The organism is uncultured Thiohalocapsa sp. (genome assembly GCF_913063425.1).
GTDB lineage: Bacteria > Pseudomonadota > Gammaproteobacteria > Chromatiales > Chromatiaceae > Thiohalocapsa.
This window is the reverse complement of the sequence record NZ_CAJXYK010000001.1, coordinates 71263-84678: the sequence shown is the minus strand read 5'-3', so window position 1 is coordinate 84678 and position 13416 is coordinate 71263. Positions and strand designations below refer to the sequence as shown.

Below are 13416 nucleotides of genomic sequence, written 5' to 3'. Positions count from 1 at the left end.
GGTAACCTCGCTCGCGCTGGCTGGCCGGGCCGGATTCCTGCGCAATCCCGGTTGCGGAGATCCGCCTGACACAGGCGGGGCAGCACCGCCGCCGACGGTGAAATGCCCCCACTTTCCCGCGCGTCCCCCAATTCTTGACTGGGAGCCCCGTTGATCATGGCCCCGATCGAAGCCTGGAGCCTGGCAGGGCTCCTGCTCCTGACGGCCGGTGTCTGCCTGTTGCACCGGCACCTGTGGCGCGCCTGCCAAGGCTTCGCGGCCTTTGCGCTGCTGATGGCACTGGCCTGGCTGCTGCTCGGGGCGCCCTGGCTGGCCCTGGCCGAAGCGCTGCTCGGGGCGCTGCTCACCGGTGGCACGCTGCTCTGGACGCTGCGCGGTCGCGGCGCGCTGCCGCGCCTGGCGCCGCTGGATGCGACACCGCGGCGAGCGCGCGCGACAGCCCCCCTGCGCTGGCTGCTGAGCCTGATCTGGCTCGGCCTGACCGGCCTCGCCGTCCTCTGGCTGCTCGGCGACAGCGCAGCGCTGCTGGCGCCGGTGTCCGTCACCACGCTGTTCTCCGGCACCGGCCTGCTGATCATGGGCTTGGGCCTCTGGTCCTTCACCACGCAGCGCCACCTGCTGCGCCGGCTGTTGGCCTTCAACCTGCTGGGCTCCGGCGTTTTCCTGCTCTTGGCCGGCCTCGCCGGGCCCGCGGCCGAGGTCCGCGGACTGATCCTGACGGGCCTGGTGGTGGCGCTGCTCGGCTCGGTCCTCGGTGCCGCCCTGTTGCTGCGCCTCCACGCCCAGGCCGGTCGCGTCACCCTGAGTATCGGCACAGACTCAGGCCCGCGTCCGTGAGCCCGGCGCCGTTCCACCTGCTCTGGCTGTTGCTCGCGCCGCCGGCCCTCGGCCTGCTGGCGGGGGTGCGCCCGCCGCGCCACGCCTTCCTGGTGCTGCTTGTTGGCCTGCCGTTGCCGCTGCTGGCGCTGTGGCTGCTGATGGGCGTCGATGCGGCGCCGCTGTCGGGCCTGCTGACGCTCGGGCCGCTGGCGCTGCACTGGCGCCTGGATGCCCTGGCTGCCCTGCTGTGGCTGTTGACGCAGCTGCTGCTGCTGGCGAGCGCGCTCTATGCCCCCGGTTATGCGCGCGCCACCCCACTCGGCGCGCGCGCCTACGCTTGGCTCTGGCCGCTGCTCGGCGGCCTGGCGCTGGGGCTCGGGCTGATCTGGATCGCGGCCGATCTCCTGCTGCTGTATGTCGGCCTGGAGCTGATGGGGCTCTGCGCCATCGGCATGATGCTGCTCCCGGGCAGCGCCGAGGCGCTCACCGCGGGCCTGCGCTATCTGCTGTTCGCGCTCGTGGGCTCGCTCACCTGGCTGCTCGGCATCGCCCTGCTGCTCGGCGCCTGGGGCCGGCTCGACCTGGCGGGGCTGGGGGCCGTCGCCCAGCCCGAGCCGGTGACCCAGATCGCCGTGGCACTGCTGGCGAGCGGGCTGCTGCTGAAGGCGGCCATCGTGCCGCTGCACAGCTGGCTCGCGCCGGTGCACGGCAGCGCCTGGACGCCGGTGAGTGCCATCCACGGTGCGCTGGTGGTCAAGGCATCCTTTTTCATTCTGCTGCTGCTGTGGCGGCTGCTGCTGCCGGAGGCCATCGCCGGCGCCTGGGCGCTCGGCATCCTCGGCAGTCTGGCGGTGCTCTGGGGTGGTGTGCAGGCCTGGCGCGCCGCCGGGCTCAAGCAGCTGGTGGCCTGGTCCACCATCGGCCAGTTGGGCTACCTGATGCTGGCCTTCCCGCTGCTGGCCGGGACCACCGCAGGCGTCGCCGGCATGGCCTGGCAGGCCACCTGGCTGCAGCTCGGCGGCCATGCGCTCGCCAAGGCCGCGATGTTTATGGCCGCGGGTAATCTGGTGCTGTCCGTCGGCGACGACCGGCTGGCGGCACTCACCGGCACCAGCCGGCTTCAGCCGCTCTCGTTGATGACCTTCGCGCTGGCGGCGGTGACCCTGATGGGCCTGCCGCCGAGCGCCGGCTTCACCGCCAAGTGGCTGTGGCTGCAGGCAGCGCTGGCCGCGGGCCAGTGGCCCTGGGTGGTGGTGCTCGTGCTGGGCACGCTGCTCACCGCCACCTATGTCTTCCGGGTGCTGCGCTGCGCCTTCGTCGAGGGCGTGCCCGAGCCGCTGCTGCACAGGCTGCCGGTGGCCATGGAGCTGATCGCACTGATACTGGCTCTCGCGGCCCTGGCGCTGGGGCTGGCGGCCGCCTGGCCGCTCGCGTTGCTGGCACCGGCGGGCGTGCCATGAGCGCCCTCGTGCCGCTGGCGACCCTGGCCAGCTCGCTGCTCACCGCGGCCGTGATCTTCGTGCTGCCGGAGGCGGCCGTGCGCACCCGCACCGTGCTCAATCTCGCCGCCGCGCTGGTCAAGCTGGTGCTGGTGATCTGGATGGCGCGGGGGTTGACCGCCGGTGCGGTCTACGCGGTCGAATTTCCCGTCGTCGAGGGCCTGCGCTTCGTGCTGCGGGTGGACGCGCTCGGGCTCACCTTCGCCGCGCTCTCCTCCCTGCTGTGGCTGTTTACAACGATCTATGCCATCGGCTACCTGGAGGACTCGCCCAATCGCCGGCGCTTCTTCGGCTTCTTCAGCCTGTGCGTCGCCAGCACCATCGGCATCAGCCTCGCCGGCAACCTGTTCACCCTGCTGGTTTTCTACGAGCTGCTGACGCTCTCCACCTATCCCATGGTGGCGCATCGCGGCACGCCCCAGGCGCTCGCCGCGGCCACCGTCTATCTGCGCTACACGCTGAGCGCAGGGCTGGTGCTGATGATCGGTATGGTTGCACTGCACGCGCTGGCCGGCGACCAGGGCTTCGGTCAGCACGAGCGCCTGGCCGCTCTCGACCCCAGCCATCACGGCCTGCTGATCGGCCTGTTCTGGGTGCTGATCCTGGGCTTCGGCGTGAAAGCGGCGCTGGTGCCGCTGCATGGCTGGCTGCCCCGGGCGATGGTGGCGCCGGCGCCGGTGAGTGCGCTGCTGCATGCGGTGGCGGTGGTCAAGGCCGGCGCCTTCGGCATCGTGCGGCTGGTCTACGATGTCTACGGCATCGGCTTCAGCGCGGCCCTGGGGGTGCTCGATGGACTGGTGGTGATCGCCGCCGTGACCATCGTCTACGGCTCCCTGCGCGCGCTGACCCAGCAGGAGCTGAAGCCCCGGCTCGCCTTCTCCACCGTCAGCCAGGTGTCCTACATCGTCCTCGGGATCGGTCTGTTCGGACCCTTGGGGACCATCGCTGCGCTCGCCCATTTGCTGCATCAGGGGCTGATGAAAGTCACCTTGTTCTTCTGCGCCGGCAATTACGCCGAAGAGCTGGGCATTCACCGCATCGACGAGCTGGACGGCGTCGGTCGGCGCATGCCGTTGAGCAGCCTGGCGTTCACCGTCGGCGCACTCGGCATGATCGGCATGCCGCCGCTGGTGGGCTTCATCACCAAGTGGACACTGGGCATGGGTGCGGTGCAGGCCGACATGCCCTGGGTCATCGCCGTGCTGGTGGCGAGCACCCTGCTCAACGCGGCCTATTTCCTGCCCATCGTCAATCGCCTCTGGTTCCGCCGTGGACCGGCCCATGGTGTCGGCAGCTGGCCGGCCGAGCGGGCGCCGAGCCGGCTGGAGACCAGCGCCTGGCTGCTGCTGCCGGCCCTGGCGACGGCGCTGCTGAGTCTGGTGGCCGGGATGCTGGCGGGCCTGCCCTTCAGCCCCTTGCAGTGGGCGACCCGGGTGGCGAATCAGAGCTACCTCGCACCATGACCGCGCCGAGCCTCCCGTCCCTGCTGTGGGCGCCCCTGCTCTTCGCCGCGTTGCTGTGGCCGCTGTTGTTGGCGCTTCGGCCACTGCTGCAGGCACTGATTGCCCCCGACCAGCCAAGGGCGCATCTGGACTGGCTTTGGATCAGCGCGCCGGCACCGGCGCTGGCGCTCGCCGTGCTGGGCCTGGACGGCCGCCTCTGGCTCGAGGCCTGGCTCTTCGGCGGGCGCTGGGAGCTGGACGGGCAGCGCCGCCTGCTGCTGACCTTCACGGCACTGCTGTGGGGGCTCGCGGGCTGGTATGCCCGCGGCTACCTCGCCGCCGAGCAGCGCCAGGCGCTGACCGGCGACCCCGACAGCCGCTCGCGCCTGCTGCGGTTTGCGCTGTTCTGGCCGCTGACCCTCTGCGGCAATCTGCTGCTGCTGGTAGCCGAGGACATCGCCAGCTTCTACCTCGGCTTCGCGCTGATGACCTTCGCGGCCTACCCTCTGGTGATCCACACTCGCAGCCGCGCGGCACGCACCGGCGGCTTGGCCTATCTGGTCATGGCCGTACTCGGCGAAGGCGTGCTCCTGGCCGGGCTGCTGTGGGCCGCCGGCACGGGCTCGGCATTCACGCTGACGGAGCTGCGCGCGACCCTGGCGACGGCCGACGCGGGCGTGTGGATGGGACTCTTGCTCTGGCTCGGCTTCGGCGTCAAGGCCGGGGTGATCGGCCTGCACCTGTGGCTGCCGTTGGCGCATCCGGTGGCGCCGACGCCCGCCAGCGCCGTGCTGAGCGGCGTCATGATCAAGGCCGGACTGGTGGGCTGGCTCAGCGCGCTGCCGCTGGGGATGCCCGGTCTCGACGGGGCCTTTCGCGGACTCGGGCTCACGATGCTCTGGGTGGGTCTGCTCGGCGCCTTCGCGGCGGCGTTGTGGGGCGTCGCGCAACGTCAGCCGAAGGCGGTGCTGGCCTATTCGAGCGTCAGCCAGATGGGCATGATCACGGCGCTGGTGGCCGTGGGGCTGTTGCAGCCGGACAGCTGGCCCGCGGTCGGCGCCCTGGTGGTGCTGTTCGCCGCCCATCATGGCCTGAGCAAGGGCGCGTTGTTTCTCGGTGTCGGCATCAGCGAGCGGGCGCCGCCCTGGCCCGCCTGGCTGCTGTGGTCGCTGCTGACGCTGCCGGCGCTGTCGCTGAGCGGCGCGCTGGGCTCCGGGCTGCTCACCAAGTGGGGCATCAAGACGACGCTGGACGGGGCCGGCGAGAAGACCATCGCGTTGTGGCTGAGCCTGGCCACCGTGGGCACCACGGCGCTGATGGTGCGGGCGCTGTGGCGCCAGTGGCTTGAGCGCGCGCCCGCCGGCGCCGCTGCTCGGCGCTCGCTTGCGCCGATGCCGATGGCCTGGGTGCTGAGCGTGCTCGCTGCCCTCGGCCTGCCGTTCTGGGCCGGCACGCTCGCGGGCACGCACACCGGCGGCCCGGGCTGGCCGCCGCTGGGCGCCCTTCCCACCCTGCTCTGGCCACTGGGGCTCGGGCTGTTGCTGTCCCTCGTCCTCGGCTGGAGCCTGCGGCGAATCGCGCCCTGGCTCAACGCGCGCCTGCCCGCCGGCGACCTCTGGTGGCCCTTGGCCGCCGCCGGGCGCGGGCTGTGGCGCCTAACCCGGCGCATGCTGCGCAGACTCGCGGCCTGGCAGGCGGCCTGGGTCGCCTGGTGGGTCGCGCGCGAGCGCGACGGCCTGGCCGGCTTGGATACGCTGACCCGCGCCGAGGGCTGGCTGCGCCGCCAGCTCGCGGTGCTGCTGCTGGCGGTGGCCGCGGGCTTGGCCGCGGTGCTGTTGCTCAGCGCCGAAAGCACGCCGCTCTGGCCCTGGCCAGGGGACTGGCCTCCGCGGTGATGTCAGGACAGCTGATGCGAGGACCGCGCCTGGGGCACCCCGGAACCCAGTGTTCCACGTAACATTGACGCGACCCGGGTTAGTTTGACGCAAGCCCGGCAGCGCGCCAGCATTGTCCATACAACCACTACTGCGAAGCACTGCGATGCACGCACGGGTACGCCCATCGCTCTACGCGCAGCTCGAAGCCCTGCCGGACGGCCTCATCGGCGAGATCCTAAACGGCCAGCTCCACACCCAACCGCGGCCGACGGGTCCGCACGCCTACGCGGCATCCATGCTCGGTGCAGATCTCGTGCAGCCCTTCGACAAGGGACGCGGCGGTCCGGGCGGCTGGTGGATCATCGACGAGCCGGAGCTGCACTTCCTGGTGGACGTCGAGGTGGACGTGCCGGACATCGCCGGCTGGCGTCGCGAGCGCATGCCCAGGCTGCCCGACGGGCACCGTTTCACCGTGGTACCGGACTGGGTCTGCGAGGTCCTCTCGCCGTCCACCGAGAGCAAGGACCGCGACATCAAGATGCCCGTCTACGCCCGCTACGGCGTCGCCCATGCCTGGCTCGTGGACCCGCGCAAACGGCAACTGGAAACCTATGAACTCGTCGACGGTATATGGCGGGAAAGCGGCCGCTTCAGCGACGCCGATGGGGTCCGCGCGGCGCCCTTCGATGCCGTGGCCCTGCCCCTCGACGATCTCTGGGTGAGCTGACAACGCCGGGTCGGCGCTGCCACCCCCCGCGCACGTCCAGCTTTTCCGGCACATTGTTCAGGGGCAACTTTTTTGGGGACAGTGTATGACCCCGCTGCCTGCATGTCCCACCGACGGCGCCGCCGCCGGGAACCGAGCCTTCGATGAGCCAGCACCAGGACTTCAAGAACCTCGTCGTCGTCAACCCGCGTGGCACCTACCGTAGCTTCCTGGACGAAGCCCTGACGGCAGCGGCGGCGGGCGACAAGCAGGGCGTCTCGCATGAGTACCTGTTAGCCGTGTTCGAGCTGCTGGTCGGCAGCCTGCCGAGCACCGGGGCCAAGCTCTGTAAGCGCCTGGGGCATCAGGGGATGCAGATCATCCCCCACACCCGCGGCGGCAGCTCCGAGCGCGGCTTCGGTGTCCGCCGGCAAGCGGAGCCGGGGCATAGCGACGCATGGCGGGCGCTGCTGGAAGCGAAGGCGCAGCGGGGGTTCACGCAAAGGCCATCGCCCGATGAGCCGCCGGCCATGCGTCGTCCACTGGCGACCAGCGAGCCGGAGGATGCGCCCAAAGCCGCGGCTCAGCCCCGCCCGACCCTCCCGGCCCGTGGCTGGGGTCTTGCCGGAGCGCTGCCGGAGTCAGTCCGAAGCCGGAGCTGTTCCCGGTCTTAAGCGGACGATGGCGGCAGCGCTTGGGTAATTTTGGTCTCCGTTCGCGTGCATCCAGCCTGGGTGGGTGCAGCAGAGAAGGGGGGTGATTGGTTCTGGTAGGTCCCGTCTGGGGGACAGGGACCCCACCACCCGCAACAGTGGGTTCCCGCAAACATCGGGCACACGTCTTCTGCCCAAAAGGTGGCCGACAATCGTCCCCGATGCCAAGTGCCCAAATGCTGATCCGCCCCTTAAGACCCCTTGATGTTGCAATGCAAGACCTGACCCTACCGGGCTTTGACCCTACCGGGCTTGACCCCGCCGGGCTGCTGACCCCGCCGGCTGCTCGCGCTCGCTGCGCAGCGCTTGCGGATTAGATGTTTGGTCCCGGCTTTGCCGATTTGGAGTCCTTAAACGCAGCGCGCTTACCGCAACGCGTCAGTGAACGCAATGCGCTTTTCTGATCCGGCCTTAGAGCAGCTTAACCAGCGCGGCGACCACGGCGGCTTGCGCGATCAGCAGGCCGGCCATCCACTTGACGATATCGGCCTTGGCTGCCTCGATACGGGTCTCGACGTCGGCGATGCGTGCATTCAAGTAGTCGCGCGTGACCAGCTCGTCGCTGGTGGCGTCGCGGAAGGCGTCAGCGAATGCCTCCGCTTGCTCGTCTGGAACGCCGGCGTTCTTAAGGGCCCGGGCAAACTTGAGGGTATCGAATGTGATCGCGCTCATGGTCGGGATCTCCTGAAAGGGCCTGCTCAGGGGGGCAGATCTTGACTGTCAGCGTTAAAGGGAGCGTTAAAGGGGGACAGACCACGTTTTCGGCGCTTCCAATTCCTCGTACATCCACGCAGGGTCCAGGTCCGCACCATTCGGCCACGTTACGACGCCGAGCTCTACCTTGGCCTGGGCAAAGACATCGGGATCCTTCAGCGCCGCATATATTCCGGGGGTCGCAGATGTGCGGACCGCCGACATATCGACGACACCTCGGCGGCCATCGTTGAAGGTCACGGCCAGGCAGTAGTTCGGCAGGATCGTTATGGCCTTAACGCGCCAGGGTGCGGCTGGCGCTACTCCAACGGCGCGATCTGTTTCGGCGGCTGCTTCGATTGACATAGGTCCCAATTCTCCATCAGTTCTTGCCGATGTTCGATGGCCCATTCGATGGTAAGCGTGAGGGCGCATTTCGGAAGATGTCCGCCGATCGGCTCCAGCGTGCGGATGTCGATGAGGGCTTCGTGCTCGCCGTACAGTGCGTGAAAGTGTGGTGGGGCGTGCTCGCGCCAACCGCTCTTCGGCAGATCGTGCGGAAGCAGTTGTCGCGCGAGGGCTTGTCCGGCTGCGGGATTGTCCTGGGCGATATAGTCTCGAATGGCGCGCAGCTTGGACCGCGCTTCCGGAGTCCAGGAAACGCGCGTCATGTAGAGGCGCCGAGCTCTGCGTCGATCTCATCTTGACTGATAAGCTGGGCAGCATCGGCCTCGCCCAGACCTTGCTGGATCGAGGCGCGCAGTGCGGCGACGTAGGCGAGCTCGCGCCAAGACGCATCTTCGGGCGAGGTGTCGATGAGCGCATGAGCGGCTTGCTTGAAGGTTTCGGCCTGCATCGTCAGTGTGGTCGTCGGGCTGGTGGTCCCGATCATTTTGAGAGTCGCACAGCGAGAATCAAGCCGGCGGGCCACGCGCACCGGCTCGCCGCTGATCTCAAGGGGAAGCGCCCGGTCTCCCGTGGGCGCCACCCCGGCTCAGCCAAGACTCCCGCGGGTGCCGGCCGGATCCCGGCACCACCCCGGGCTCAATCGAGCCTCACCCCGTCGCCGTCCTGATCCACTCCACCCGCTTGCGCATCACCCCGTAGTAGACCACCGGGATGACCACCAGCGTCAGCACGGTGGAGACGAACAGGCCGAACAGCAGGGAGACGGCCAGCCCGGAGAAGATCGGGTCGTCGAGGATGAACACCGCCCCGGCCATGGCGGCGATCGCGGTGAGCATGATGGGCTTGGCGCGGACGATGGCGGACTCGATGACCGCCTGCTCCAATGTACTGCCTTCTCGCACCTGCTGGTTGATGAAGTCCACCAGCAGGATGGAGTTGCGCACGATGATGCCGGCGAGCGCGATCATGCCGATCATGCTGGTGGCGGTGAACTGCGCGCCGAGCAGGGCGTGGCCGGGCATGATGCCGATGATGGTGAGCGGGATGGGCGCCATGATCACCAGCGGCACCAGGTAGCTGCGGAATTGGGCCACCACCAGCAGGTAGATCAGCAGCAGCCCGACGCCGTAGGCGAGCCCCATGTCGCGGAAGGTCTCATAGGTGATCTGCCATTCGCCGTCCCATTTGACGCTGAATTCGTAGGGGTTGTCCGGCTGCTGCATGTACCACTGCGGCAGGCCCAGATCGTCGGTGAGCCGGCCGGCGATGTCGAACAGGCCGTACAGCGGGCTGTCGATGGGGCCGGCCATGTCGCCGGTGACATAGACCACGGGCAGCAGGTCCTTGTGGTAGATGCTGTGGGCGCGGGTGGTCTCCACCACGTCGACGATCTCCGACAGGGGCACCAGCTGCCCGCCCCTGGAGCGGACTCTGAGGGCGAGCACCTGCTCCAGGTCGGCCTTGTCGGCGGCGTCGTATTCCACCCGGATGGGCACGGCATACTTCACATTGGCCCCGTGCAGGAAGCTCATGTCCTCGCCGTCCAGCACGGTGGCGAGCGCCTGGGCGACGCTGGCCTGCTCGACGCCCAGGCGGGCCGCCTTGGCGCGGTCCACCACCACGAGGACCTTCTCGGAGGGATATTCCACCGAGTCGTCGATGTCGACGATGTCCGTGGTCCCGGCGAAGACCTCGCGCACCTCCTTGGCAATGGCGATCTGGCCGTCGTAGTCGATGCCGTAGACCTCGGCCACCAGGGGCGAGAGCACCGGCGGGCCGGGCGGGATCTCGACGATCTTGGCGTTGCCGTCGTATTGCCGGGCGATGGCCTGGAGCGGCTCGCGCAGCCGCAGTGCGATCTTGTGGCTCTTGTCGTCACGGTGGTGCTTGTCCACCAGGTTGACCTGGATGTCGCCCAAGTGCGCGGCATCGCGCAGGTAGTATTGGCGCACCAGGCCATTGAAGTTGATGGGCGCGGCGGTGCCGGCATAGACCTGGTAGTTGGCCACCTCGGGCACGGTGCTCAGGTATTCGCCCATCTCCCCGAGCACCCGGGCGGTCTGCTCCAGGCTGGTGCCCTCAGGCATGTCGAGGACGACCTGGAATTCGCTCTTGTTGTCGAAGGGCAGCATTTTCATGATCACCACCCGGTTCACGGCGAGCAGCAGCGAGCCCGCAATGAGCAGCAGCACACCGGCGAGCAGCAGCCAGCGGTTCAGCTTGCCGCGACCGCCCACCAGGAAGGGGCCGATGAGGGTGTGGAACAGGCGCTTCAGCACATCGCTGCCGCCTTCGTCGTGATGATGGTCATGCTCGCCGCCGCCGGCCGCCGCGGCATCGTGGCGCCTGCCGAGCATGAAGTTGCTCATCCAGGGCGTGAACATAAAGGCCACCACCAGGGAGATGAGCATGCCCATGGAGGCGTTGATGGGAATGGGGCTCATGTACGGCCCCATCAGCCCGGTGACGAATGCCATGGGCAGCAGGGCTGCAATGACGGTGAAGGTGGCCAGGATGGTCGGGCTGCCCACCTCGTCCACGGCGCCCGGCATGAGCTCAAGCAGCTTCTTGCGCGGCCACAACGCCATGTGCCGGTGGATGTTCTCCACTACGACGATGGCGTCGTCCACCAGGATGCCGATGGAGAAAATCAGCGCGAACAGCGACACGCGGTTCAGCGTGAAGCCGTAGGCCCAGCTCGCAAACAGTGTCAGCGCCAGGGTGACGATGACCGCGGCGCCGACGATGACGGACTCCCGCCAGCCGATGACCAGGAGCACCAGCGCAACGACGCTGAGGGTGGCGAAGGCGAGCTTGGTGATGAGCTTCTTGGCCTTGGTGTCGGCGGTCTCGCCGTAGTTGCGCGTGATGCTGACCTCCACGCCCTCGGGGATGAAGATGCCCTGGAGCTGGTCGAAGCGCTCGACGACGCGCTCGGCGATGTCCACCGCGTTCTCGCCCTCTTTCTTGGCCACCGCGATGGTCACCCCGGGCGTCGCGCAGCCCATGGCGAGCGCGCAGTCCTTGCCCTCCTGCATGCGCGCCTGGCGCTCCGGTGCGCCCGGCCCCATGCCCATCCAGACGTAGCTCTCGGGCTCCTCCGGACCGCGCTCGATGCTGGCCACATCGCGCAGGTAGACGGGCCGCCCGCCGTGCAGGCCCACCACCAGCGCGCCGATGTCCTCGGGGTCCGTCAGGAAGGTGCCGGCCTGCACCAGCACCTCGGTGTTGTCCGCCACCACGCCGATGTCGTCGCGGATGGTGTTGCTGGCCTGAAGCGAGCGACGCAGGTCCGTGAGGTCGATGCCGTAGGCCGCCAGCGCCTGCGGGTCCAGGATGACGCGCACCACCTGCTCGGGCACGCCGACGGTGTAGACGTCACGGGTGCCCTCCACGCGCTTGATCTCCTGCTCGATGGCATGGGCCACCTTGCCGAGCTCGTAGGCACCCACGCTCTGGTCCTTCGACCAGAGCGTGGCGGTGAGGATGGGCACGTCGTCGATGCCCTTGGGCTTGATGATGGGCGGTGCCACGCCGAGGTTCGGCGGCAGCCAGTCCTCGTTGGACATGACCTTGCTGTGCAGGCGCACGATGGCATCGGTGCGGTCCTCGCCGACGCGAAACTGCACCGTCACCACGGCCATGCCGGGGCGCGAGACCGAGTAGATGTGCTTGACGCCCTTGATCTCGGAGAGCACCTGCTCGGCGGGACCGGCAATGAGATGCTCCACCTCAGTCGCCGACGCCCCGGGGAACGGGATGAACACGTCGGCAAAGGTGACGTTGATCTGCGGCTCTTCCTCCCGCGGCGTGATGAGGATGGCGAAGAGCCCGAGCAGCAGGCCGACGAGGGCCAGCAGCGGGGTGATCTCGGTGCTCTGGAATTGTGCGGCGATGCGCCCGGAGAGGCCGAGGGCGCCATGGCTCCCGCCAGTTCCTGCCACGCTGCCGCCGGCGGCCGGCGCACCGGCATCCGTGGTGCCGGACTCAGCCATCGTCATCGCTCCCCATGCCGGCCTTCGCCTTTGCCTGCGCCTTCAGCGCGACGCCCGCGGCGATGGGGTCCAGCGCCACCGTCTCCCCCGCCGTGAGCCCGGAGAGCACCACCAGCGCGCCGCCATGGTCGCGACCGACCCGGATCTGGCGGAAGTGCACGCCGCGGTCCGGGTCCAGCACATAGACACCGGTGACCTCCGAGCGGTAGACCACGGCCGCCTTGGGCACCGTCAGCTCCTCCTTCTTGCCGGTGACGATGCCCGTCTTGACGAACATGCCGGGAAAGAGGTTCTCAAGGCCCTCGGGCAGGTCGAGGCGCACCTTGAAGGTGTTGGAGCCCATGTCCGCGAAGGGGAAGACCGTGATCCGCTCCGGCTGCACCACCTCGGCCTCATCGCCGCCGTTCGGCAGGTAGACGTTCACCTCGCCCAGCTCGCGCACCGCCGGGATGACGCTCTGCGGCACGTCCACGGTCACCCGCAGCTCTTCCAGCGAGATGCCGGACATCACCGGCTGGCCCGGACTCGCGATCTCCCCGAGCTCCACGTGGCGGTTGGTGACGATGCCCGAGTACGGCGCACGGATGCGCGTGTACGCGAGCTGCTCCTGTGCCTGCTCCAGCGCCGCCTGGGCGGCGTCGAGACGCGCCTCGGCGCCGGCCAGCTCCGCCTCGGCGCGGTCCATCTCGGACTCGGAGACGTTCTTGTTGGCGTACAGCCCCTCCACCCGGGCGAACTCGTCCTCGGCGCGGGAGAGCTCCGCCGTTGCCGACTTCAGCTCCGCAGCCGCCTGGGCGACACGGGCACGGTGCTCGTTGTCGCGCAGGCGGGCGATGACCTCGCCCTTCTCCACGAAGTCGTCCACGTCGTAGAGGATCTCTTCCACCTGGCCCTGGGTCTGGGCGGAGACCGTGGTGCGGTTCACGGCCTCCACGATGCCGTCCAGGCGGTACTCCCGGGGCACGGTGAGATAGGCGACCTCGGCGCTCGGCAGCGCGCTCGGCGCAGAGCCGCCCGCATCCCCGGCGGCAAGCACCGGCGGCGCCAGCAGCGCCGCCAACAGGGGCAGGAGCCGTGTGTTGTGTTGTTGAGTCATCATGATGTCTGGCATCCAGAATAAATTAGATTTTCCTAATATACTTGTATTGCCTTGATCTATCAAATCTTTCGATGCGTGGGGTAGGTTTACGCCAGGGTTTCGGCGGGCGCCATGACGGAGCGCAGGCGCATAGTGCATCGGGGACATTGCGAAGCACCAGTGACC

General features: G+C 68.7%; 12 protein-coding genes. 6 read left to right on the top strand and 6 right to left on the bottom strand.

Features of this window, described 5'->3' with window-relative positions:
- Positions 1 to 156: 156 nt before the first annotated feature.
- From QZ607_RS00380 to QZ607_RS00355, 6 genes are all read left to right on the top strand, one after another.
- Positions 157 to 837, top strand: a complete 681-nt coding sequence (locus QZ607_RS00380) for a hydrogenase subunit MbhD domain-containing protein (protein WP_295878358.1) — start codon at positions 157 to 159, stop codon at positions 835 to 837.
- Complete coding sequence (locus QZ607_RS00375) at positions 834 to 2279, top strand: proton-conducting transporter membrane subunit (RefSeq protein ID WP_295878356.1); 1446 nt, start codon at positions 834 to 836, stop codon at positions 2277 to 2279. Before QZ607_RS00380 ends, QZ607_RS00375 begins: the two co-directional genes overlap by 4 nt.
- Entirely contained in the window at positions 2276 to 3781 is a 1506-nt protein-coding gene (locus QZ607_RS00370; RefSeq protein WP_295878354.1) for a proton-conducting transporter membrane subunit, read from the top strand. Before QZ607_RS00375 ends, QZ607_RS00370 begins: the two co-directional genes overlap by 4 nt.
- Positions 3778 to 5655, top strand: a complete 1878-nt coding sequence (locus tag QZ607_RS00365; RefSeq protein ID WP_295878352.1) for a complex I subunit 5 family protein — start codon at positions 3778 to 3780, stop codon at positions 5653 to 5655. Before QZ607_RS00370 ends, QZ607_RS00365 begins: the two co-directional genes overlap by 4 nt.
- A 145-nt stretch (positions 5656 to 5800) precedes the next feature.
- The gene (locus QZ607_RS00360) at positions 5801 to 6364 is read left to right on the top strand and encodes a Uma2 family endonuclease (RefSeq protein WP_295878350.1); all 564 of its coding nucleotides are present in this window, start codon (positions 5801 to 5803) and stop codon (positions 6362 to 6364) included.
- 143 nt (positions 6365 to 6507) lie between these two features.
- On the top strand, positions 6508 to 7017 hold the full coding sequence (locus QZ607_RS00355) for a hypothetical protein (protein WP_295878347.1): 510 nt from the start codon (positions 6508 to 6510) through the stop codon (positions 7015 to 7017).
- A gap of 450 nt (positions 7018 to 7467) precedes the next feature.
- Here QZ607_RS00355 and QZ607_RS00350 read toward each other — a convergent pair whose 3' ends face one another.
- The 6 genes from QZ607_RS00350 to QZ607_RS00325 form a co-directional block, all read right to left on the bottom strand.
- The gene (locus QZ607_RS00350; RefSeq protein ID WP_295878345.1) at positions 7468 to 7728 is read right to left on the bottom strand and encodes a DUF1640 domain-containing protein; all 261 of its coding nucleotides are present in this window, start codon (positions 7726 to 7728) and stop codon (positions 7468 to 7470) included.
- 66 nt (positions 7729 to 7794) lie between these two features.
- The gene (locus QZ607_RS00345; RefSeq protein WP_295878344.1) at positions 7795 to 8115 is read right to left on the bottom strand and encodes a DUF2442 domain-containing protein; all 321 of its coding nucleotides are present in this window, start codon (positions 8113 to 8115) and stop codon (positions 7795 to 7797) included.
- Entirely contained in the window at positions 8070 to 8420 is a 351-nt protein-coding gene (locus QZ607_RS00340; RefSeq protein WP_295878341.1) for a DUF4160 domain-containing protein, read from the bottom strand. The genes QZ607_RS00345 and QZ607_RS00340 overlap by 46 nt, the downstream gene beginning before the upstream one ends.
- A complete protein-coding gene (locus tag QZ607_RS00335) occupies positions 8417 to 8641 on the bottom strand; it encodes a hypothetical protein (RefSeq protein WP_295878338.1) in 225 nt (74 codons plus the stop codon). The genes QZ607_RS00340 and QZ607_RS00335 overlap by 4 nt, the downstream gene beginning before the upstream one ends.
- 163 nt (positions 8642 to 8804) lie before the next feature.
- Positions 8805 to 12152 (bottom strand): efflux RND transporter permease subunit, encoded by a 3348-nt coding sequence (locus tag QZ607_RS00330; protein WP_295878336.1) that lies wholly within the window; start codon positions 12150 to 12152, stop codon positions 8805 to 8807.
- Positions 12145 to 13248 carry an efflux RND transporter periplasmic adaptor subunit gene (locus tag QZ607_RS00325; protein ID WP_295878582.1) on the bottom strand — a complete coding sequence of 368 codons (1104 nt, stop codon included), beginning with the start codon at positions 13246 to 13248 and terminating at the stop codon, positions 12145 to 12147. Before QZ607_RS00325 ends, QZ607_RS00330 begins: the two co-directional genes overlap by 8 nt.
- Positions 13249 to 13416: the final 168 nt, after the last annotated feature.

Coding starts and splice junctions, on each gene's coding strand:
- QZ607_RS00360 (WP_295878350.1), top strand. CDS start 5,801: ATGCACGCACGGGTACGCCCATCGCTCTACGCGCAGCTCGAAGCCCTG.
- QZ607_RS00330 (WP_295878336.1), bottom strand. CDS start 12,152: ATGGCTGAGTCCGGCACCACGGATGCCGGTGCGCCGGCCGCCGGCGGC.
- QZ607_RS00350 (WP_295878345.1), bottom strand. CDS start 7,728: ATGAGCGCGATCACATTCGATACCCTCAAGTTTGCCCGGGCCCTTAAG.
- QZ607_RS00345 (WP_295878344.1), bottom strand. CDS start 8,115: ATGTCAATCGAAGCAGCCGCCGAAACAGATCGCGCCGTTGGAGTAGCG.
- QZ607_RS00325 (WP_295878582.1), bottom strand. CDS start 13,248: ATGACTCAACAACACAACACACGGCTCCTGCCCCTGTTGGCGGCGCTG.
- QZ607_RS00380 (WP_295878358.1), top strand. CDS start 157: ATGGCCCCGATCGAAGCCTGGAGCCTGGCAGGGCTCCTGCTCCTGACG.
- QZ607_RS00365 (WP_295878352.1), top strand. CDS start 3,778: ATGACCGCGCCGAGCCTCCCGTCCCTGCTGTGGGCGCCCCTGCTCTTC.
- QZ607_RS00340 (WP_295878341.1), bottom strand. CDS start 8,420: ATGACGCGCGTTTCCTGGACTCCGGAAGCGCGGTCCAAGCTGCGCGCC.
- QZ607_RS00370 (WP_295878354.1), top strand. CDS start 2,276: ATGAGCGCCCTCGTGCCGCTGGCGACCCTGGCCAGCTCGCTGCTCACC.
- QZ607_RS00355 (WP_295878347.1), top strand. CDS start 6,508: ATGAGCCAGCACCAGGACTTCAAGAACCTCGTCGTCGTCAACCCGCGT.
- QZ607_RS00335 (WP_295878338.1), bottom strand. CDS start 8,641: ATGATCGGGACCACCAGCCCGACGACCACACTGACGATGCAGGCCGAA.